This window comes from Cobetia sp. 4B (genome assembly GCF_018831605.1).
GTDB lineage: Bacteria > Pseudomonadota > Gammaproteobacteria > Pseudomonadales > Halomonadaceae > Cobetia > Cobetia amphilecti.
In genome coordinates this window covers 1170553-1192851 of record NZ_CP059843.1, presented here as the reverse complement: position 1 = coordinate 1192851, position 22299 = coordinate 1170553, and the positions used below count along the sequence as shown (strand labels likewise).

The following is a 22299-nucleotide window of genomic DNA, read 5'->3' as shown; positions in this document are numbered from 1 at the left end:
CTCCTCAGGCGACTTGAGTGTTGTTGGTAGGGATGGGGGCAAAGTCACGAACATCAACGAAGTGACCCGCAATCGCGGCAGCGGCGGCCATGGCCGGGCTGACGAGGTGCGTACGCCCACCGAAGCCCTGACGGCCTTCGAAGTTGCGGTTGGAGGTAGATGCGCAATGCTCACCGGCGCCCAGCTTGTCGGCGTTCATCGCCAGACACATGGAGCAGCCCGGCTCACGCCATTCAAAGCCCGCCGCGAGGAAGATCTCGTGCAGCCCTTCCGCTTCCGCCTGCGCCTTCACCAGGCCAGACCCCGGCACCACCATCGCCTGCTTGAGGCTCTTGGCGACCGTGCGACCTTCGGCCACGCGCGCCGCTTCACGCAAATCCTCGATGCGCGAGTTGGTGCAGGAACCGATGAACACGCGGTCCAGCTTGATGTCGGTGATCTTCTGCTGAGCGCTGAGACCCATGTACTCGAGCGCACGGGTGATGCCACGCGCTTCAGTGTCATCGCTGGCCGCAGCCGGGTCCGGCACCACGCCATTGACGCTGGTAACCTGCTCCGGACTGGTGCCCCAGGTGACCTGCGGCGCGATATCCTCGGCCTTGAGCACCACGACCTTGTCGAATTCGGCGTCCGCATCGGAGACCAGATTGCGCCAGTCGGCGACGGCCGCTTCCCACTGCTGGGCGTTCGGCGCATAGGGGCGCTCGTAGAGATAGTCGATGGTGATGTCATCGACACCGACCAGACCGACCCGCGCACCGGCTTCGATCGCCATGTTGCAGATGGTCATGCGGCCTTCCATGGAGATGTCCTGGATGGCAGAGCCGCCGAATTCGATGGCGTAGCCGGTACCGCCGGCGGTACCGATCTCACCGATGATGGCGAGCACGACATCCTTGGCGGTGACGCCAGTGCCGAGACGACCATCGACGCGCACCAGCATGTTCTTCATCTTGCGCTGGATCAGGCACTGGGTGGCGAGCACGTGCTCGACCTCGGAGGTGCCGATCCCGTGGGCCAGTGCCGCGAAGGCACCGTGGGTCGCGGTGTGGGAATCGCCACACACCACGGTCATGCCCGGCAGAGTCGCGCCCTGCTCCGGCCCGACCACGTGCACGATGCCCTGACGCGCATCATTGATGGTGAACTGCTCGATGTTGAAACTGTTGCAGTTGTCGTCGAGGGTCTGCACCTGAATGCGTGAGGTCTCGTCCTCGATGCCCGCGATACCCGCAGCACGCTCCTTGAGAGACGTCGGCACGTTGTGGTCCGGCGTTGCCAGGTTGGCATCCAGACGCCAAGGCTTGCGACCGGCCAGACGCAGCCCTTCGAATGCCTGCGGCGACGTGACTTCGTGCAGCAGGTGACGGTCGATGTAGATGAGTGCAGTACCGTCTTCGCGTTGCTTGACCAGGTGCTGATCCCACAACTTGTCATAAAGGGTCTGGCTAGCCATGTCGTGTCTCCTCGTGGCGCCTTACGGTAAGAGCGCGCTTGCTGCCTCGGGGCTCGTAACGGCCCCTTGATGAGGGTGTGTCGTCCAGTGTTGATGGCGGGGCGGTCGTGCGAGCCCGTGGATAGTGACCACTTGCTTGCAGGCTCCAGCATCGCCGCCGCGTCCTGTGCCATCAAGAGTACTCGGCGACAATGAATAAAAGCAATTCATGTTTTTCATGCTTTAGATTCCTAAAAGGAATACCATTGCTCATCAGGTCGTGATCAGGAGTGCATCCGCCTGCGGCGGTATCGATCGCCCCGCTTGAGGCTCCCCTGAACGCCCCTATGAACGTCCCTATGATTGCCCTCATGACAGGATAGCTGCCCCACATGGACACACCCTCTCTGCAGGCCTTCGTCGCCGTCGCCGAAACCGCCTCCTTCTCGCTTGCCGCCGAGCAGCTGCACCTCACCCAGCCGGCCGTTTCCAAGCGCATTGCCCAGCTGGAGCAACTGCATGGCGCACGGCTGTTCGATCGCATCGGACGGCGTGTCTCGCTGACCGAGGCCGGCAATATCCTGCTGCCCCGCGCCCGCGCCATTCTGGTGATGCACGATGACACCCGGCGTGCGCTGCGCAATCTGTCCGGCGAGGTAAAAGGCAGCCTGACGATGGCCACCAGCCACCATGTGGGCCTGCACCGGCTGCCGCCGCTGCTCAAGGCCTTCACCATGGCCCACCCCGAGGTGCGCATGGACATGCGCTTTCTGGATTCGGAACAGGCCTATCAGGGCGTACTGGATGGGGAGCTGGAACTGGCCGTCGTCACCCTGGCACCGCATCGTGATCCCAATCTGACGGTGGTGCCGGTGTGGCTGGATGAGATGCGCTTCGTATGCGGACGTGATCACCCGCTGGCAGGTCACAAAGCGTTGCCGCTGGCCGCCCTCTCACAGCACGACGCCGTGTTGCCGGGCCACCTGACCTTCACGCGTGGCATCGTCATCGACACCTTCGCGCGTGACGGCCTCTCGGTGGAAGTCTCGATGTCCACCAACTACCTCGAGACCCTCAAGATGATGGTCGCTATCGGCCTGGGCTGGAGCGTCCTGCCGGAAAGCATGATCGATGACGAGATCGAGATCCTGCCCATCGATCACCGTCCCATCGAACGCCAGCTCGGCTACCTCTATCACAACAACCGCACCCTCTCGAACGCCGCCAGCGCCATGATCGAACTGCTGGAAGGGGCAAGGGATGCGGCGTCGAGGAAATAAAGCTTCAAAGCTATTAGTCAATGAGACCTTGATGGAGTAGCCATATGCGGCCCACAGTAACCTATTATAATTCTAGAGCTAGCATCATCCCAATGAAAGTAAACTCTTATAGAATCTACTACACTATTAGTATTTCCTATTTTTAGATGCCTTCGCATGAAAACATCTTTTCCTAAATATTTAAATGTTCTCGCCATCCTAAACTCATCGTTATTGCTTACTGACTGCGACTCACTAGCCGAATAATTACTACCAAATACATCTTTCGCTTTTGAATCACCCCCATCATTGAGCGCTGGAATAAACTCATCAGACAATCTAAACAACATACCTAATAATCTTGCGCCATATCTAAATTCAACAGACTGCCTAGATGATTGAAAAGCACTATCTAAAACAGAGATCGATGATGGAGCTAAAACTTTAATCAGCTTTAGGCAATCTTCCGGACTGGGATTATAACCTGCAGAAAGCAGCAATTCTTTGATGCCGGATATATCGACACCAGGAGAAATATCTTCTTTACCATACCCAGCCGACACTAAGGAAGCGATCTTATGCTCTTTCAATCTATTATCGGCTTCAAGCTGACTTAACTCATCCTGAAGCTCCAAACACATATACTCTTTTGCCTCTACTTCTTCGGCATGCTTATCATTAATAACTTCCATTTCTCTCTCGTAATCAGTCAACTGATCTAACGCTTCAACCAGCAACTCCTTATAACCTTCATTTTCACCCATTTCATTATATTTAACTCTCAGGTGTTCACTATGATCTTTTTGCCTTTTTGCACGTACATCAGAAGGGCTAAAATGAAGCTTCTTTCTGTAGCCGTTAGATGAATGCGTAACATGAGAGAGAATTTCACCTGGCAGAAATTTACCATCAGCTTCAATTGAATTAAGCTCATCAGACAAAAACAACTTACGCCGACAAGTCCTACCTCCCTTAGATGGAAATATAATGTTTACAGCTCCACTCCAAGCTGAGTATTTTCTACCAAGAATCTCTTCCATCTCCCAGCTGTCTATATCTTCACCACAAATAACCACTTGTGCAAGTCCGAGGAGGTATTCTTGTAGTCTTTCTGGTCTAACTGGATAATTTCCATCATTGTCACTACTCACAAGCACAAGAGGATAGCTTCTTTCCTTACGCTCTATTTCAGAAAGCAAAGCTATAAGCGAACTCCTATCACATCCAACTTCTTTAACTACATATCCACAAGTTGAAGAACTAACTAAACCATTGTCTTGGAGGTATTTAATAACCCTTGGTCTAGATGGTATTGTATTAGCCACAACCAGAGTGCTGACATCACTAGTCTCTAGAAGTATAGTAAATGTAACAGAACCACCATCAACTCTAATCCCCATTTCGGTAATCCACTGCCTACCGTAAACATCAGCGTCAGGATTAGAAAATAAAATTGAATACAGGTGTGGAGATGACTTAATAGAGTTATACGTTCTAACTTTTTGACGACCGAGATCAAATGTTCTTGCTTCTTTTAGATCATCAACTGAAAAATATTTCTTTGTCACATCTTTTAGCCAGCCAGCTATAGTGCCAAGTATTCTATCAAGAGGATTTGCACCTGATATCTCAATCTGATTGACGTATATAAGCATCCTTGCTCTCCATTAAAATATTGATCCGGCAAAAAAACAGCCTGGCTTTAATATCAGCCAGGCTGCTACCACTTTTAAAACCATGAATCTTGACTGTAATCTTAGATCAAGCCACTAATTTATACCAATCTAATCTTCGTCATTTTTATTAGCTTTTTTTGCCTCTTCCGCTGCCTTGGCGGCGGCGGCCTTGCTGGCATTGGAGGGACGGCCACGGCGCGGCTTGGGCGCTTCGCTGCCGGTGTCGCTCTTGGCGGTGGTAGTGGAAGTACCAGAGCTTGAAGTGCCCGAGCGGGTAGCCCCCTGACTGGAAGCCCCGGTGCTGCTACCCGTCTTGGCAGTGCTCGCACTTCCCGTCGAACTGGCGGTGCTCTTGCTCGCCGTGGTCTTGCTGGCAGTGCTCTTGCGCGTCGTCGCGGGCTTCGTAGCGCTGGAGCCTGCCGCGCTGGACCCCGAAGCCGTGGAAGAAGTGCTGCTGCTCGAGGTGCCGGATGCAGACGGCTTGCTGTCAGAGGCTGACGTGCTCGCAGTCGCCTTGCTTGCGGTCGTCTTGCTTGCAGTCGTCTTGGCCGCCGTTGACTTGTTGGCAGTGGTCGTCTTGCTGGCTGCCGTCTTGCGCGGCGTGGAGGTCTTTCTCGCCGTGGTGGTCTTGGTCGCTGAGCTACCGGTGCTGCTGGCAGCCGTGCTCGCAGCGCTCGGTTTTGCCGTGCTCTGTTTTGTAGTGCTGTCGCTGGCCGTGCTGCTGGTAGTTGTTGCGCTCTTGGCAGCTGTGCTCTTGGCAGCAGTGCTGCTGGAGGCTGTGCTCTTGGGTGCAGCACGCTTGCGCGCGGCGGGCTTGCTTGCCGGTGCTGCCGACTCAGCGGCTGGCGACCCAGCAGCTGATGCGGCCTTGGAAGCGGCAGGTCTGGCGCTCGCACCTTGCGCCCTGGAGGCACTGGATGAGCTATTGCCCACCGTGTCACCGGCATCATTGGCGGCCTTGCCGGTGACGGCTTCGGTCATCGCGGTCATGGCCTCTTCCAGCGGCAGCGTCACCTGCTTGAGCGCTTCATTCACGCTCTTCTCGACCGTCTGCTGCACATCACGCACGGCCTTGAGCTGCGCATCCGCCACGCTGGTGATCTCTTCCGGCACGCTCTGCCCCAGCACTTCCGGAATGGTCTGGCGCGCATAACGCCCCGGCGCCGCTTCGATCACGTCGAGCTTGCCCTCACCCGGCGTGCGCGCAGAGACCTCCGGTTCCGGCTCCACGAAGCCATTGCCGGTCATCCATGCCTGCCAGTCATTCCACCAGGAACCTTCGTGCTGCTCGGTGCCCTCGAGCCATTCATCCGGCGTTGCCGGCAGGCTGTCATTGGTGGCGTAGCCGTACTTGTTCTTGTGCGGCGGATTGACGATACCCGCGATATGACCAGAGCCGCCGAGCACGAAGCGCTTGATGGAGGCCTTGGGCAGCTGGGTGCCGTTGTAGGTGGTCTGCCACTTGGCGATGTGGTCCTCGCGCGCGGAGACCCAGTAGCTCGGCGTCTCGATCTGGGAGAGATCGATCGGCACGCCATCCAGCTCGATGCCGCCGGGCTGCACCAGGCGGTTCTCCAGATACATGTGACGCAAGTACCAGGCATGGGTACCGGCCGGCAGGTTGGTGCCGTCGGTGTTCCAGTACAGCAGGTCGAACGCGGTCGGCGCTTCGCCCTTGAGATAGTTGGAGACGTAGAACGACCAGAACAGGTCATTCTCGCGCAGCAGATTGAAGGAGAACGCCATCACGCGGCCATCCAGATAGCCGTCCTGCGCCATCTGCTTCTCGAGGCCCTGCAGCACCGGCTCGTTGAGGAAGACACCGATCTCACCGGGATCGGAGAAGTCCTGCAGCGTGGCCATGTAGCTGACCGAGCGCACGCGGTCGGACTGCTTCTCGGCCGCCAGATAGGCCATGGTGCTGGCCGTCAGCGTGCCGCCGATGCAGTAGGACAGGATGTTGACCTGCTTCTCGCCGGTGGCCTGCTCGATGGCATCCATCGCGGCCAGCGGCCCCATCTGCATGTAATCGGCCCAGGTGAGATCACTCTGCTCGGGCCCCGGATTGCGCCAGGAGATCAGGAACACGGTATGCCCCTGCTCCACCAGCCAGCGCATCATCGAATTGTCCTGACGCAGATCGAGAATGTAGTACTTGTTGATCCACGGCGGCACGACCAGCAACGGTGTGCTGAAGGCCTTCTCGGTGGCCGGACGATACTGGATCAGCTGGATCAGCTCGTTCTCGAAGACCACGTCACCCGGCGTGACGGCGATGTTGTCGCCGAGACGGAAGGCTTCGGTGTCGGTCATCGCGACATTGATGCCTTCGGCGGAGTTGGCCAGGTCATCGCGCAGACGCTTCAGGCCGTCGAGCAGGTTCTGGCCGCCGGTCTCGCGGGTCACGCGCTGCACTTCCGGGTTGGTGGAGGCGAAGTTGGAGGGCGAGAAGGCGCTGACGTACTGGCGCGCGTAGAACTCGAGATTGCGCTTCTGGCTCTCCGGCAGGCCTTGAATGCCGGCCAGCATGTCGTCCACGGCGCGCGAGAACAACAGGTATTGCTGCACGAGGAAGTGGTAATAGGGCTCGCTCTGCCAGGCCTCATCGCGGAAGCGGCGATCAGAGCGCGCGGGCGTGATCACCGGCTCGACGCTCTCGCCATTCAGCTCGCGCAACGTGCCCTGCAACAGGGCCATCTGGTCCTGGAAGAGGCGCGTCTGGGTCGACATCAACAGTTGCGGATCACGTGCCAGGGCCTCGGCCCCCGCCTGGAAGCAACGACCCATCTCGTCATAGATGGTGGAAGCGGCGGCGCTGGGCCATAGGCGCTCCAGCATGTCACTCATCAAGGCTTGATACTGGGCGCTGGCCTGCTGCATCACGCTGGCCCACTCAGTGCCTTCAGCACCGTCGGGGAACAGACTGGTAAAGGCCTGAGAGAATGTCTGCGAGAACGCCTGCTGCTGGGCTGAGTCCATATCGCCCTTCCTCCTTGTCATTGACCATCACGTCATTGGCTATCGAAGCTTGGCTGCCGAACATCTGCCGGCGGCGCGATTTCATCGAATCGAATCCTTCCTGACCACTGAGCAGTGCCATGCCGTCTCTCGTGAGACGGGCGCCTTCACTGGCGACGGACACTGCTTTTCAGACTGTTTTGAAGACCGTTTCACGGCTGATTTCAGGGTGCTGCAGGCGAGCATGCCAGGGCAAGCAAAGTGCGCTGTCAGCTAAGATGCCCTGTCAGCTGCAACATCCTGCCACCTGCAGGTCTGCTTTCCGTCGGATTCGCGCGCGGCAAATACGAGAGTAAAACAGCCTGTGCGCCAGCGTGCCCATCTCCAGCATGCGCCTTACAGCACGGCAGGGGCAATGCCTGAAAACGGCAAAAAAAAGGCTGGCGCAAGCGCCAGCCTTTTCGGGGTATACCTTAGTTCTGCTTGGCGCGGCTTGTCGCGGCAGCCGGCTTGTTGCTGGCAGCGGAGGATGCCTTGTCCTCTGCTGCTGAAGCGGCTTTCTCTGTGGCAGCGGACGCCTTGTCGGTGGCTTCCTTGCCAGCGTCGGAGTAGGCCTGTTCGAGCTGGGCGCGCATTTCGTTGCCCATCTCGGCCAGCTTCAGGGAATCATCCATCATCTGCTGAGACAGCTCGGTCGCCACTTCCAGCTGGCGGTTGCTGAACTCGCTGAACTCTTCCATACCCTTGATTTCAGTGGCAGCACGCGCACGCTCGAGACCAGTCTCGGTATAGCGCTTGGCGGCGTCCATCTGATAATCGGCAATCTTGCCCATATGGTCGAGCATCAGAGTGTTGAGCTTGCGCATCGGCTGGTAGAAGCTGCGGGCTTGCTCGGCAAAGGCGTTGAACATCTGATCCTGCTGCATGACGGTTCCTCCCATGGATTCCGTACCGGGACAGCGCGCAGATATCTCTGCGCCACCTGTGGAGCACAGCAATATGCTGCACTGCACAAAGACTAGTCTGCTCCTCAGGTGGTTGCAATCCCATGACAGAAAACTGTCAAAGGACATTTTCTGTCATGGGATTGGCCGAGCATGCCTCACGCCCCTGTCAGCCAAGAGCGTTCTTCGCGCCTGCCGGTCATCAACTGCGCTTGGCGCGTGAGCGCGCACTGGCCGCGGAGGCCGGTTTCGCATCGTCTGCCCGGTTGGCGCTTTGCTCTGCCTTCTGATTCGCGCCGTGATCACCACTGGGCCCCGAACTCCTGCGCGTGGCAGACTCCGGCTTGTCAGCCTCCTTGCCTTCCGCGCCGCCCTGACCGAACTGCTGCAGGGTATCCAGCATCATCTTCTGGTACTGATTGAAGGCGGCCATGCCCTGGGCCATGCTCTCGCCCATGTCGCCGGGCATGCCGCCCGCTGCACCCTGCCCGGCATTGCCAGCGCCAGACGCGCCGCCCATCATTCCCTCGGCCATGCCCGGCGGCATGAACTTGGCAAACGGCGTGCCCGCGCCCGGTGCCATCAACGGCTTGAGCAGACTCATGGGGTCGTAGCCTTCAACACCCGCCTCCATCTGGCGACGAAAGCGCTCCATCAGTTCCTGCTGGAAGGCTTCCACGTCCGGCAGGCCCATCGCCTGGCGAAATTCCTGCGGCGTGAGGTCGAATTCGACATTGATCTTCATGGCAGATTCCTTGTGTTGTCTGCCCGCGCACGGCGTGGTGCGCGAGTCCGCTGGCATGCATGCCATTCGAGTCTAGCAGCGAGAATGACACGGGGGCAGCCTGCTACTTACGTCTTTTCTTATTTACTTTCCGCAAGCCAGCCCACAACGCAAGACGCCCCAGCCACGAAGGATGCAGGGCATCACTCCACGACTGGGGCGTGTCTTTCTACAAGCTCAGCAACGCCGCAAGCGGCTTACACCTCGCGCAGTACCGGCGTGTCGACCTTGACGTCGGCGTTCTGACCGCGATGGCGCAGCAGGTGGTCCATCAGCGTCAGCGCGACCATTGCCTCGGCGATCGGTGTGGCGCGGATGCCGACACACGGATCATGACGGCCGGTGGTGATCACCTCGACCGCCTCGCCGTTGACGTCGATGCTGCGACCCGGCAGTCGCAGGCTGGAGGTCGGCTTGAGCGCGATGCTGGCTCGGATGGTCTGGCCGCTGGTGATGCCGCCCAGAATGCCGCCGGCATGGTTGGAGAGGAAACCTTCCGGCGTCATCTCGTCACGGTGCTCGGTGCCCTTCTGGCTGACCACCGCGAAACCGTCACCGATCTCGACGCCCTTGACGGCATTGATGCTCATCAGGCCATGCGCGAGTTCGGCATCGATGCGATCGAAGATCGGCTCACCCAGGCCGACCGGCACGCCAGTCGCCTCGACGGTGACCTTGGCACCCACGGAATCGCCTTCCTTGCGCAGGGCGTCCATGTACTGCTCCAGCTCCTCGAGGCGATCGGCATCGCCACAGAAGAACGGATTGGTGTCGACCAGCGACCAGTCCTTGACCTCAAGCTCGATGGGGCCGAGCTGGGACAGGTAGCCACGCACCTGCACGCCCAGGCCCGCCAGATACTTCTTGGCGATGGCCCCGGCGGCGACGCGCATCGCGGTCTCGCGGGCCGAGCTGCGGCCGCCGCCACGGTAGTCACGCTCACCGTACTTGTGGTGATAGGTGTAGTCGGCGTGGGCCGGACGGAACTGGTCCTTGATCTTGCCGTAGTCCTTGGAGCGCTGATCGGTGTTCTCGATCATCAAGCCGATGGCCGTGCCGGTGGTGCGGCCCTCGAACACGCCCGAGAGAATGCGCACCTGGTCCGGCTCGCGACGCTGGGTAGTATGGCGCGAGGTGCCGGGACGGCGGCGGTCCAGATCGATCTGCAGATCCGCTTCGCTGATCTCGATGCCCGGCGGGCAACCATCGATGATGGCGCCCAGTGCCGGGCCATGGCTTTCGCCGAAGGTGGTGACGGTGAACAGCTTGCCGAAGGTATTTCCGGACATTCAGGGGGTCCTCAGGCGATGCCGCCGGTCATGGCCGACGGCGTTCTGATAATAGTTGTCGTAAGCGTTGCAGAGCCTGGCGGCCTGCGCCCGTGCTTCTGGCAAACCCCGCCAGCTCAGGCACCCGCCAGCTCAAGCGAAATCCGCCGGGTCAGGCGCCCGCCAGCTCAAGCGAATTCGGGTGCGCAGACTTCCAGCGTCTGGGCATCGATGGCGAAGACGCCGTTGCCGCCGCGCTCGAACTCCAGCCACATGAAGGGCACTTCCGGGAAGGCTTCCATCAGGTGACGCTCGGAGTTGCCGACCTCGACGATCAAGACACCGTCGTCGGTCAGGTAGTCACGCGCCTCGCGCAGGATACGGCGCACGATATCCAGGCCGTCGTCACCGGCGCCCAGCGCCAGTGCCGGCTCATGACCGAATTCCTGCGGCATGTTGGAGAGATCGAAGGTATCCACATAGGGCGGATTGGAGACGATCAGGTCATAGCGCTTGCCCGCCACGCCCGCGAACAGGTCCGACTGCACGGCGATGACACGCCCTGCCACGTCGTGACGTTCGATGTTGCGTCGCGCGACTTCCAGTGCATCGCTGCTGATATCGACCAGGTCGACCTCGGCGGTCGGCATCACCAGCGCGGTGGCGATACCGATGCAGCCGGAACCGGTACACATGTCCAGCACGCGAGTCGGCGGCAGTTCCGGGAACCAGGCCGAGAAGCCGCTCTCGATCAGCTCGGCGATCGGCGAGCGCGGAATCAGCACGCGCTCATCGACATCGAAGGGCACGCCGGTGAAGAAGGCCTCGCCGAGCAGATACGGCAGCGGCTTGCGGGTGGTGATGCGCTCACGCACCAGCGCCACGATGCGCGCTCGCTCCATGGTCAGAAGGCGCGCGTCGATCACGGCGGGGTCCGTGTCCCACGGCAGATGCAGCGCACCCAGCACCAGCGCCACCGCTTCGTCCCAGGCAGAATCGGTGCCGTGGGCGAAGTGCAGGCGATGCGCGTGGAACTCACTGGTCGCCCAGCGGATCAGGTCGCGCAGGGTCACCAGCTCCTCGACGAGACGGGAGTCCGGCTCACTGAGGCTGGAAGGATGGCGCAGGTCGGACGCGGAAGATGTGGACACGATGATTCCTGTAAGCGGACAGATGGACAACGAGCGCCGCCAGTCGTGAGGGGTCGGTGGCGTCTCGCGCAGGCATTGTAGCGTTCACGAGGCGTGGCGGCGACCCTTGGCATGCCTTGATGGCGCGCCTGCCGCTTTTGTCTTCGCAAGCGACAACCGTTTGTCTTCGACAGTGGCAACCGCCTGTCTTCGACAGCGACAACAGCCGCGCTATACTGCGCGACTTGCCATTTTATTGCCCGCGGAGCCCGGCCATGCCACCCAACCACGACGACAGCTCGGATACCGGCGACGACTTCAACGCCTTCCGTGCCGCCCTCAAGCAGGCCGGCGTTCGCAAGATCACCACCAACCGCGCCGACCCCGGCCGCAAGCCCGTCGACAAGGAAGAGCAGGCGCGTCTGGCGGCGCGGCGCGCTGCCGCCAGCGAAGCCTCGACCGACACGCTCGGCACGCCATCGCGCACCACCGATGGTCAGGTCGAGCCGGTCACGCCCAGCCAGCTGCTCGACTTCGCGGTACCCGATCTCCCCTACCGCCAGCGTCAGCGCCTCAAGCGCGGCGAGATCGCCTGGGAAGCGGGTCTCGATCTGCACGGCTATACGCTGGAGCAGGCCCGCATCGAGCTTGAGTCCTTCATCGACGATGCCATCGCCCGTCGCTCACGCTGCGTGCTGGTGGTGCATGGCAAGGCATGGACCGGCATGGCCGATCACCCCATCATCAAGAGCCACGTCAATGCCTGGCTGCGCCAATGGCCTGACGTGCTGGCCTTCACCTCGTCACTGGAGCTGGATGGCGGCAGCGGCGCAGTCTATGTCCTGCTGCGCAGCAAGGGCCGTGACCCGCTGCTCGACTGAGCGAATCCTGCGCTCGCCACACCGCCGAGACATTGACGATCCGAGCACCTGAATAGCCGAGCACTTGAATAGCGAGCATCTGAATAACTGAGTGCTTGAATAGCCGAGCACTCGAGTAGCAGAGGCAGGCCTCACGCCGAGCCTGCCGCCATAACGACAAGGGAACACCCTGATGACACCCAACGCTGAACTGCCAATGCGCACCTCTTCACGCCGCGCCCTTTCCGCTGCCATTCTCGGCGGCGCGACCGCCGCTGGCCTGTCGCTGGCCTTCGCCATGCCGGCCGCCGCCAGCGATGCGCTGTCCGACAGCACGCTTGCGCGCGTGCAACAAGGCCAGGTGCTGAAGGTCTGCACCACCGGTGACTACGCGCCCTTCAGCCACCGTGAAGACAATGGCGACTTCGAAGGCATCGACATCGACATGGCCGCCTCACTGGCCAAGAGCCTGGGCGCCACGGTACAGACCGTGCCGACCAGCTGGCCGACGCTGATGGAAGACTTCACCTCCGGCAAGTGCGACATCGCCATGTCCGGTATCTCGGTCAAGCTGGACCGTCAGGCTCAGGCCTACTTCAGCCAGCCGTACCAGACCGGCGGCAAGACGCCCATCGTGCGCTGCGAGGACGTCGACAAGTACCAGACCGTCGCGCAGATCAATCAGCCCGGCGTGCGCATCACCGTCAACCCGGGCGGCACCAACGAGCGCTTCGCCAATGAATTCCTGAGCGATGCCACGCGCGTCGCGCATAACGACAACCGCACCATCTTCAACAACATCATCGAAGACCGTGCCGATGTGATGGTCACCGACGCCATCGAGACCCAGCTGCAGGCCAGGCGTCATCCGGAGCTGTGCAGCGTGCATCCTGATGCGCCATTCACCTTCTCCCAGAAGGGCTATCTGCTGCCGCTGGGTGACAACATCTGGAAGGCCTACGTCGATCAGTGGCTGACCCAGATGCAGGGCACCGGCGAGCAGGCCGCCATCTTCGACAAGTGGATCAACGGCTGAGGCGACATTTCGCTCAGGCTTCGGTCACACGCTCTGCAATGAAGCGCTCTGTATTGAAGAACTCTGTATTGAAGAGCTCTGTATTGAAGAGCACCGTAACGAAAAGCCCCCGCCAATTGGCGGGGGCTTTTTCATTAAAGGGCAACTCACGAAAGGCTACCCGTCGCTGCCCTTCTCGTAGCGATCCAGCGCTTCGGCGGCCAGATGACGCCCCAGCTTGATCAGGCCCGCGGCGCGGTGGAATTCATAGGCGCCACATACCGTCTTGGGAATCTCGACCAGGATATCCGGTGGATAGCCGGCGATCTTGTACTTGGCCAGCGTCGCCTGGGTGATATCGAAGGAACGCATCATCATGTCCAGCTTGCCCCAGGCAAGCTCCGGCGCATTCTCATCGACCCGCTCAGGCTCGGCTGCGGACGCTGGCGGCAGCTGCTTGCCCTGGGTGACAGCGCCAGTCTCTGCCTGCGGCTCTGCCAACGCTTCTGACCCCGGCGCTGGCTCGGCATCGCTGCTTTTCAGTGCCTCGAACTTCAGGCGCGAGGCATCGCCCGGCGGCAGCGGAACGCCGCCGACCGGACTGGCAAATGCCATGCCCTGCTGATCCTCCAGCGCCTGCTCCTTCTCGGCAGAGAAGATGCGTTCGGCACCGCGACGCACTCCCCGCAACCAGTCACTGAAACCACCGCCGCGCGCTTCCAGGGCGGCTTCGCGCGCCTCTTCCTCGGCGGCATCGGCCGGCGGCAGCATCTGCTCCAACGTCTGGTTGCGCGGCGAATGCGCCGTGGCGTTGACCGCCAGCACCAGGTCAACGTGGGCGGCGACCAGCGGCGTGATCGGCAAGGGATTCATCAGGCCGCCATCCACCAGCACCTTGCGGTCGCGTTGCACCGGCGTGATCACCCCGGGCACCGCGATGGAGGCCCGAATCGCCTCGAGCAGATTGCCGCTCTGGAACCAGACCTCCTTCTGGGCGATCAGGTCGGTGGCGACGGTGGTGACCGCAATCGGCAGATCCTCGATGCGCGTGTCACCGATCAGGGCTTCCAGCTCATCCATGATGCGGCGCGCGCGGATGGCGCCCATCGGACTCCAGGTGACATCCACCAGCCGCAGCACGTCGAAGTAATCCAGCTCACAGACCCAGTCGCGATAGGCATCCAGCTTGCCGGCGGCATGGATACCCCCGACCAGTGCGCCCATCGAGCAGCCCGAAATGGCGCGAATGTCGTAACCGCGCGCCAGCACTTCCTCGATGACGCCGATATGGGCATAGCCTCGGGCCCCGCCACTCCCCAGTGCCAGGGCGATGGTCTTGCGCTTGGCCATGGCATGTCTCCCGCTGCAGATGATGAAAGATGAACGGACGCGGCACGCGGTGCATCGCTCAGTGCGAGCTGATCCACTCGACGATGGCATCGGCGACCGCCGCCACATGCGGCGGCTCCAGATGCAGGTGGTGGCCGCCCGGCAAGACGCGACGCTCGAGCCTCTTCACGGCATCACGCGCCTGCTGTGCTTCGTGCCTTATGGTCAGGATACCCTGCTCGCCCTCGATCAGCAGTACCGGTTGGGTCAACGCCGCCAATAACGCCAGCACCTGCTCCGGGGTGTAGCGCATCAATGAAGGCCGCAGCAGGCGACGGTCACTTCTCAGCCGCAGGCCACCGTCTTCCAGTACCTCGAGGTTGCGCTCGACGATCGGCCGCGCCGTGTCGGCATCGATCGGCGTGACACCTCCCGCGACCCGCGCCGCCACGGCGTCCTCGACATGACGATAATGGGCACGTCGCGTGGCGGCGCGTCTGACCGGCTGCGCGTGGCGTGCCAGCAATCCGCGGCGCAGCTGATCGACCACCTCCGAGGCTGGCGTGGCAAGTGCGCCGATGCCATCGATCAGCACCAGTCGCGCGATATATTCCGGCAGCGCCGCAGCCACCTGCCCCGACACCGCCGCCCCCAGCGAGTGCGCCATCACCGTGACCGGCGCGCGCGGCAGTCCCTCGTCATACAGGCCTTCCAGTGCCTCGATCACATCGTGGCAGTAATCCCACACCGCATAATCACCGTGCTCACCCAGCGGACTCGAGAGTCCGTGACCGACCATGTCGATGGCGATGAGACGAATGCCGAGCCGTTCACACAACAGCGGCGCCAGGCGGCTGAAGCTGGCGGCATTGTCGAGCCAGCCATGCAGGGCCAGCCACGTCGGTGCCTGCTCGGCGTGCTCGGCAGGCGCCCACTCCAGGGCCGCCAATTCTCCGCCTGTGCGCCGTGGGAAGCGACGCTCTCGCAGCGTAACGTTGCCGCTCAGGGGAGCCTCTGCGATGTCCTGAATGGATTGATCAGTGCTCATGCTTGCCTCCCGGCCAGCAGGTCTGGCGGCAGTACATCCGGCGGCGCGAGGTCGGCGATGGCCGCCAGCAGCGCGGCGCGCGTCTCTTGCGGGTATTCAAAGGGGTACATATGTCCTCCCCGGACATGCTCCACCGTCAGCCCGGCGCGGCGCAGGCGTGCCTGACGCGCCGGCGTGAGCAGATCAGACTGGGCGCCGGCCAGAATCCTGACCGGCACCGCCAGCTTCGCCGGCGAGCCTGACAGGTGATCGCTGAGGTGGCGAAAGATCTCGACCTCATGACGGGTATCGAAGCTCAATGACAGGCTGCCGTCCGCGTGACGATGGGTGGCGTTGTCGACGTAGTCGTCCAGCGCCTCTGGCGTGAAGTTGGCGAACAGCGAGCGACGGCGCAGGTAATCCTGCATGGCCTGACGGGAGTCCCAGCGCGCGCGACGCCCGCGGGTGCGGCCTGCCGGCGTGACACGATCAATGAAGCCGAAGCGCTTGGCGACCTTCATGCCCAGCGCATCACGGCCCAGCATCAACGGCGGGTCGAGCAGCACGAGGCAGTGGAAGCGTTCCGGCTGCTTGAGCGCCGCCATGTAATTGACGATGCCTCCCAGCGAATGCCCGACCCCGATCACCTTGCGCTCGGTGCCGCCCGCCGCGGGCAACGGCCCCAGCGCGGCGTCCAGACATGCCAGCCACTCATCACGCAGCGAGATCAGATTGTTGCCGACCGGATAGGCAGGGTCGTGCGCCAGTCGGTCCACCGGCAGCAGATTGAAGTGCTCAGCCAGCGGCGTCAGCAGGCTCTTGTAGCAGGCACCGGTGAAGCCATTGGCATGCGCGAAGGCCAGTACCGGGCGCTCGGTGTCGGCATTCAGGCCCGCCGGGTTAGCGTCGCCCTGCTTGGACAAGGCCTGTTCGGACAAGGCACGTTCGGACAAGTCCTGCCCGGGCCGGGGTTGCCGTGAGGTGGCATTCATCGCAAGGTCTCCTTACCACGGGCCGCCGTCCCTGACGCGCCCAGACAAACGGTTGTTTAAATATAGTCAACAGCATGCCAGCCCCGCCCCATGGGCGCTACTCCTCTCTTTGGCCCATGGAGCACCTCACTCTCCTTCCATGCCCGCCGGTACCAGCGCAGCGGCTGTTTCCGTGCTGGGCTCGGCTGCTTCCGCCTCAGGCAACGCCAAGGCACGACTGACCGCCAGCGCCGCCTGAACCGCGATAGCCGTGAGCTCAACCTGCTCGTCTTGGGGCACCCTCGCGCCCAGTGCCAGCAGATGATCGCGCAGCGCGCCATTGACCTGTATCTCGACGGCATTCAAGCGCGCGACCAGTTCAGGGGGCCACCCCTTGCCGGAGAGCGTCAGCCGCGCCCAGGGCTTGCTGCCCGCGGCGATGGCCAGCACCAGCTGGGTGCGATCATTGAGCTGCTCATGCTGACGGTAATAGAGCGAGGGGCGCGACCAGTTGAGGGTCAGCGTCACGGCAGGCTGCCAGGCGTCTGGCTGGGCTGCGCCGCTTTCAGGCCTGGAGGCACGGGGGCGCAGATCATTCTGCGTCAGCGGCGACAGCGCAGCGAGAATCTGATGGGCAGCGTCGCTGTCAGGTGCCAGGCCTCGCACCAGCGGCGCTTGCCGTGCTGAGGCGTCTTGAGCAGACGCCGCCAGTGAGATGTCCATGCGACTCAGCGGCTTGTACACCGCGGCGTCACTGCGCAGCTGAATGACATCCAGCACCTCGCTGGGCGCCATGCCGCCGCGCCAATCCGGCAACCCGATATCGCGTGTCAGCTCCCAGATCGGTGCGCCATTCACGCCATTCGCGCCACTCACGCCAGTCATGCCGTGGGAGCCTTGCACGTTCGCATTCGAGGGCGACGGCACCCACCGCACGTAGCGCCCCGCCAATTCAGCACTGCCCGCACCGCTCAGCTGCATTGCCGCCGCGGGCCTGGCGCCCAGTTGCAGACTCACCTGAGCGCCATTGCCCTTCACGCTCAGCAGCGGTGACTGCGCGCTGAAACCCAGCGCCTCAAGTGCCTTGTCCGAGGCCGGCTTGCGCGTGCGCAATTGTGCCTCGCCCAGCTGACTCACCAGCGCCTCCACCTTGCCCTGGCGGGCAGGCCAGCCGGCCAATGAGGTAATCTGCCAGTCACCTGCAGGCCCACGCGCCAGACTCAACCATTCCTGGCTGGCCTCTGCGCCACGCCGGATGCCGATACGCTGCGCCGAGGCGGCCACCTGCGACAGCAGCGGCAAGGGCTGCAAGATGCCTGACTGACCCGCGGCCACGGTCGTCAGCGCCTCGCTCATCAACGAATCACTTTGCCACTGGGCCAAGTCTGTCCCGCCCGTGGCGGTGCCTGAGCGCAGCGATTCCAGCAGTGATGGCCCTGCGGTAAGCGCCGTCACCGCGGCCACGGAGACCAGCGCCGTCAGTGCCCATCCCGTCCGATTGAAGCGCCCCATCAATCACCTCCCGACTGGGTAGTATCGCTCGGTCTTGTCTTGCCTGAAGCCGCCTTGCCTGAAGCTGCCTTGCCTGAAGCGGCATTGCCTGCGGCTGACATGCCCGAGCCTGTCGAAGCGCTTGTGGCGGCGTCACTCGCGGAGCGGGCGCTGTGCTGTGCACTGCGCTGTTCATTGCGCTGCTTCTTGCGCTGCTCATTGCGCTGTTCATTTCGTTCTGCGCTGCGCTTCCCGCTGGGCTGACCGTGGCCCGACAGACGCCCTGTCGACTGATAGCCCGCGCGACGGCTGGCGCGATAGCGGCGCCAGCAGATCAGCTCGCCAAGCAGGCTCAATGCCACCGGCAAGGCCAGCAGCGTCCACAGGCGCAGCTCGCGGCGCAGGGCATCACGCTCGGCATTCGCCTCACGCTGCTGACGTGACAGCGCATCCTCGAAGTCCTGCTGCATCGCCGCCAGGGCGTCGCTTTGCTGCGCGGCTTCGGCCTTGCCAGACACCGGCGACGCGCCGAGCTCACTCAGACGCGTCTGCCAGTCATTGCGCAGCCGGGTCTCCTCGGCGGCCTGACGATCGGCCAGTTGATGCAGACGCGTCAGCTCGCGCACCTGATGGGCACGCGCGCGCAGGGCGACCAGCTCTGGGCTGCCCGCCAGCAGGTCCACGGCATTTTCCAGCCAGCGCGCATTGGCATTGAGGGCCTGCTCGCTGCCATCCGCTGCCGTGCGCCGCCACAGACGGTCACTGGCCATGTCGACATCGCTGACCACCAGCAACTGGCCACCCTTGGCGCCCGCTGTCGGCCATTGCGCCAGCACGGCCAGCCCGCCAGCCGGCGGTGTTTCCCCTGCCAGCCCCGACAGCGGACGCGGGTCCATGCGGCTGTCGTGGACACGCGCCGCCGGAATCAGGCGCGCCTCATCACTGCCACGAATCAGCCACTGCAACGGCGCACCTTGCGCCCCTGAGCCTTTCGATGATGCGTCTGCTGCATCAGACAGCGGCGCCAACCAGCCCGCGCTGGACATCACCAGTTGCTCGACATTGAGGTTGAGCGCGGCGTCCGACAGCTGGGCGGCACTTAGCCCGAGCAACGTCGGACTCAGCGCACGCGTGCCGTCCAGCAAGCCGATCGGCAAGGCCAGCTGCGCATCCGCCACCACCTCGCCCGCGCGAGATTCAAGCCCGGCGCGCGCCAGCAATGTCGTGAGCGCCTCGGAAGCCGGCGCCGGCTGATCGAGCATTTCGGGCAGCGGGTCCACCAGCATCAACACCCGGCCGCCACGCTCGAGATAGGCCGTGATGGCCTCCAGCGTCTTGACCGGCAACAGGCGCGGCGCGATCACCAGCAACGCATCCTGATCGGCGATCGGACGCGCGGCATCATCACCGGCCGACAGCCAGTCGATGCGCAGGCGTGCATTGAGATGCTCCATCAGGCCCCAGCTGCCCAGCGCTCTGCCCTGCTCCAGGCTGGGCTGGCCCATTACCGGCAAACGCGAGACGACGCCCAGGCGCGGCGGCTCGGTGCGCGAGACTTCCTGGATCTGGCGTGTCACCTGCGCTTCCAGCCCACCGATATCCGCCGCCTTGAGCAGCGCAATGGCGCGGCGTTCGGCGTAGGGGCCATCCACCACCAGCCCGAACAGCATCTCTTCGCCGCCCGGCAATGACAGCGCGGTCAGGCCCTGCGCTTCGAGATCCGCGAAGTCGGCACTGTCCGGCGCAGGGTCGACACGCTTGAGGCGTATCTGCGGCTCACGCGCGAAGGCGGCCAGACGCGTCTCGATCCGTGTCGCCAGTTCACGCAGCTGCGGCAGATCGGCGGCGAAGCGTTCGCTGTAGGCGAAGGTCAGCGTCACCGGAGCCTCGAGGTCATCGAGCACCGCACGGCTGGCGGGGCTCAGGCTGTGCTGACGCGTGGCGGTCAGATCATGCGCGCGGGTGAGCGGATTGTGGCCGTCGGCCGTCAGCAGCGGCGGCAGGCGCACACCGGCCAGCAATAGCGCGGTGACCGCAGCCGCCAACGCCGCCGTGACCAGCCACTGTGGTGCCTGCTTGCGTGCATGGCGCTCCTGACTGAGGCCGCGCGCCTGCAGCACCAGCCCGGCCAGGGTCAGCAGCAGGAAGTAGCTGGCATCGAGCCAGGTCGGCCGGCCTTCACTGAAAGGCGTCAGATGCGCCGGCAAGCTGATCAGATCGAGCAGCTGCACCCAGTGCGGCGCCAGATGCTGAGCCAGCTGGCTCGTCACCGCAGGTGTGCCCGGCAGCATCAGCGCCAGGCCCAGTACCAGCGCCCCGAGCCACGCCGACAGCGCAGAAGGCGCGCGCACCGCCAGCGCCTGACCGAGACTGGCCAGCGCCATCACCAGCAGCGCCATGCCCAGATAGCCGCTGAGCATCAGGCCGAGATCCGGCATGCCGAGCCAATGGATCAGCACCACCAGCGGCGCCGTCATCGCAAGCCCCAGCCAGCCCAGCACGCTGGCACTGATCAGGCGTGCGCTGGCCAGTCGCCACGACCCCAGCCCGAGGCCGGACAGCCATTCGAGCAGGCCGTTGGCACGCTCTTCCGGCCAGCCGCGCAGGGCCAGCAGCGGTGTCCACAGCACCAGCAACCAGGGCAACACCTGCCACAGCGAGCCAAGATCGGCGCGATCACGTGCCAGCAGATCGCCCACCTCGAAGGCCCCCAGCGGGGCCAGCACCGCCATCACCACCAGCAGCGACCAGCTGGCGCCCTGCGTCAGTGCCTGATGCAGGTCACGGCGGACCAGCGCGAGAACGGCCCTCATGACGACACCTCCTGATCTGCGCGCGGTGTCTGCTTGCGCATCGGCAGCGGCGAGGGCTGCTCCGCCATGCGCGTCACCAGCTGGCGGAACGCGACCTCGATATCACCCCGTTCGTGGACGCATTCATCGAGGCGGATTTCCATGTAGCTGCACCAGCGTGCCAGCGCCGGGCGCGGGTCTTGGTGGAGACGCCCGGCCAGGCGCAGCACGGCGCCGGTCGAGACCACCAGCGGCGACTTGTCACGCGCCATGGCATCGCCGGGCTTGACGGGCGTGATGGCCGCCACGCCCGGCAGGCGCGAGACACTGGCCAGCTCGCGCTCGCTCAGGGCCCGACTCAGCGTCACTCGCCATACCGGCAGGCTGGAACTCGCCCCATACCCCGCGCCGTAGCGCGAACGGCTGCCGCCCAGAATGCCTTCGCTGACGGAAGTCGCGGCCAGCGCCTCCGGCGTGTCATCGAAGCCCAGCTGGCCATTGGCCATGACCAGCACGCGGTCACAGATACGAGGCACTTCCTCCAGCAGGTGGGTGGAGACGATGATCAGTCGCTCGCGCCCCAGCTCACGAATGAAGGCGCGCACGCTGTCCTTCTGCAGCGGGTCCAGCCCATCGGTGGGCTCATCGAGCAGCAGGATGTCCGGGTCATGGGTCAACGCCATCGCCAGCGCCACGCGACGCCGATAGCCTTTGGATAACACGGCGCACAATTGATTGGCGAAAGGCGTGATATCCAGGCGATCCATCAATGCCGCAAGGCGATCATTGCGCACCTTGCGCGACAACCCATGCAGACCCGCCACGCACTCGAGGCTCTCGCGCACCGTCAGCTGCGGCCACAGGGGCGCGCCCTCCGGCAGATAGCCGATACGACGCTTGAGGCGATTGAGCTGGCGCTGACTGGCGCGACCATCGAAGGCCTCGCCTTCCAGCTCCAGCTGGCCCTGGGTGGCGGCGAGCGTGCCCGCCAGCATGCGCAGACTGGTGGTCTTGCCGGCACCATTGGGACCCAGCAGACCGATGACTTCACCACGCGATGCCGTGAAGGTCAGCCCGGTGACAGCCTGTTGCTGGCCGAATTGACGCCCGAGCCCACGACTGACCAACAGCGCCGGGGAAGCGGACGGCTCGTCAGACGCGCGTGCGGGAGCTGCAGCAGAGCGAGCTGCCGCAGAGCGAGTCGCAGCAGAGGGCGTCGCGGCAGAAGATGACGCAGAGGTCGTGTATGGGTCCTGCAAGATACCCGCTCCTTGTACTTTTCTTGATAGGGGCAATGCGCTGCCGGGGCTGATGGTTCCGGCAGGTGATCATGAGGCCGGAAGATAACCGTGGCCCCGGC

The 22299-nt window shown here is 62.9% G+C and carries 15 protein-coding genes and 1 pseudogene; 3 read left to right on the top strand and 13 right to left on the bottom strand.

Going from position 1 to position 22299, the window contains the following annotated elements; all coding sequences use genetic code 11:
* Window positions 1-4 precede the first annotated feature (4 nt).
* The gene (gene leuC, locus H2O77_RS05055) at window positions 5-1456 is read right to left on the bottom strand and encodes a 3-isopropylmalate dehydratase large subunit (protein ID WP_043335560.1); all 1452 of its coding nucleotides are present in this window, start codon (window positions 1454-1456) and stop codon (window positions 5-7) included.
* A 371-nt stretch (window positions 1457-1827) separates the two neighbouring features.
* On the opposite strand from leuC, the gene H2O77_RS05050 reads away from it, so the two are divergent.
* Window positions 1828-2715, top strand: coding sequence for a LysR family transcriptional regulator (locus tag H2O77_RS05050; protein ID WP_215824055.1), 888 nt, complete (start codon window positions 1828-1830; stop codon window positions 2713-2715).
* Between the two features lie 17 nt (window positions 2716-2732).
* On the opposite strand, the gene H2O77_RS05045 is transcribed toward H2O77_RS05050, so the two are convergent.
* The 6 genes and pseudogenes from H2O77_RS05045 to prmB form a co-directional block, all read right to left on the bottom strand.
* Window positions 2733-4349 carry a hypothetical protein gene (locus H2O77_RS05045; protein WP_215824054.1) on the bottom strand — a complete coding sequence of 539 codons (1617 nt, stop codon included), beginning with the start codon at window positions 4347-4349 and terminating at the stop codon, window positions 2733-2735.
* 1137 nt (window positions 4350-5486) lie between these two features.
* Window positions 5487-7250, bottom strand: a pseudogene (gene phaC / locus H2O77_RS17850) (class I poly(R)-hydroxyalkanoic acid synthase); the annotation flags it as partial.
* Window positions 7251-7801: 551 nt separating this feature from the next.
* Window positions 7802-8254: a phasin family protein gene (locus tag H2O77_RS05035; RefSeq protein WP_043335557.1), complete on the bottom strand. Its 453-nt coding sequence runs from the start codon at window positions 8252-8254 to the stop codon at window positions 7802-7804.
* A 220-nt stretch (window positions 8255-8474) separates the two neighbouring features.
* A complete protein-coding gene (locus H2O77_RS05030) occupies window positions 8475-9017 on the bottom strand; it encodes a DUF6489 family protein (protein ID WP_215824666.1) in 543 nt (180 codons plus the stop codon).
* Window positions 9018-9253: 236 nt separating this feature from the next.
* Window positions 9254-10345: a chorismate synthase gene (gene aroC / locus H2O77_RS05025; protein WP_043335551.1), complete on the bottom strand. Its 1092-nt coding sequence runs from the start codon at window positions 10343-10345 to the stop codon at window positions 9254-9256.
* Between the two features lie 167 nt (window positions 10346-10512).
* On the bottom strand, window positions 10513-11475 hold the full coding sequence (gene prmB / locus H2O77_RS05020; protein WP_107335261.1) for a 50S ribosomal protein L3 N(5)-glutamine methyltransferase: 963 nt from the start codon (window positions 11473-11475) through the stop codon (window positions 10513-10515).
* 254 nt (window positions 11476-11729) lie between these two features.
* Here prmB and H2O77_RS05015 point away from each other — a divergent pair, with 254 nt between their 5' ends.
* On the top strand, window positions 11730-12335 hold the full coding sequence (locus tag H2O77_RS05015) for a Smr/MutS family protein (RefSeq protein WP_131431499.1): 606 nt from the start codon (window positions 11730-11732) through the stop codon (window positions 12333-12335).
* A gap of 172 nt (window positions 12336-12507) precedes the next feature.
* Window positions 12508-13350 (top strand): transporter substrate-binding domain-containing protein, encoded by an 843-nt coding sequence (locus tag H2O77_RS05010; protein ID WP_215824052.1) that lies wholly within the window; start codon window positions 12508-12510, stop codon window positions 13348-13350.
* Between the two features lie 156 nt (window positions 13351-13506).
* Here the strand turns inward: H2O77_RS05010 and H2O77_RS05005 are convergent, their stop codons facing one another.
* The 6 genes from H2O77_RS05005 to H2O77_RS04980 all read right to left on the bottom strand — a co-directional run bounded on the left by H2O77_RS05005 (window position 13507) and on the right by H2O77_RS04980 (window position 22198).
* A complete protein-coding gene (locus H2O77_RS05005; protein ID WP_215824051.1) occupies window positions 13507-14679 on the bottom strand; it encodes a patatin-like phospholipase family protein in 1173 nt (390 codons plus the stop codon).
* Between the two features lie 58 nt (window positions 14680-14737).
* Window positions 14738-15706, bottom strand: a complete 969-nt coding sequence (locus H2O77_RS05000; RefSeq protein ID WP_215824050.1) for an alpha/beta fold hydrolase — start codon at window positions 15704-15706, stop codon at window positions 14738-14740.
* On the bottom strand, window positions 15703-16677 hold the full coding sequence (locus H2O77_RS04995) for an alpha/beta hydrolase (protein WP_215824049.1): 975 nt from the start codon (window positions 16675-16677) through the stop codon (window positions 15703-15705). Before H2O77_RS04995 ends, H2O77_RS05000 begins: the two co-directional genes overlap by 4 nt.
* 126 nt (window positions 16678-16803) lie before the next feature.
* Complete coding sequence (locus H2O77_RS04990) at window positions 16804-18168, bottom strand: DUF4340 domain-containing protein (RefSeq protein WP_215824048.1); 1365 nt, start codon at window positions 18166-18168, stop codon at window positions 16804-16806.
* Window positions 18168-20960: a GldG family protein gene (locus tag H2O77_RS04985; protein ID WP_215824047.1), complete on the bottom strand. Its 2793-nt coding sequence runs from the start codon at window positions 20958-20960 to the stop codon at window positions 18168-18170. Before H2O77_RS04985 ends, H2O77_RS04990 begins: the two co-directional genes overlap by 1 nt.
* Window positions 20957-22198: an ABC transporter ATP-binding protein gene (locus tag H2O77_RS04980; RefSeq protein ID WP_215824046.1), complete on the bottom strand. Its 1242-nt coding sequence runs from the start codon at window positions 22196-22198 to the stop codon at window positions 20957-20959. Before H2O77_RS04980 ends, H2O77_RS04985 begins: the two co-directional genes overlap by 4 nt.
* Between the last annotated feature and the right edge of the window lie 101 nt (window positions 22199-22299).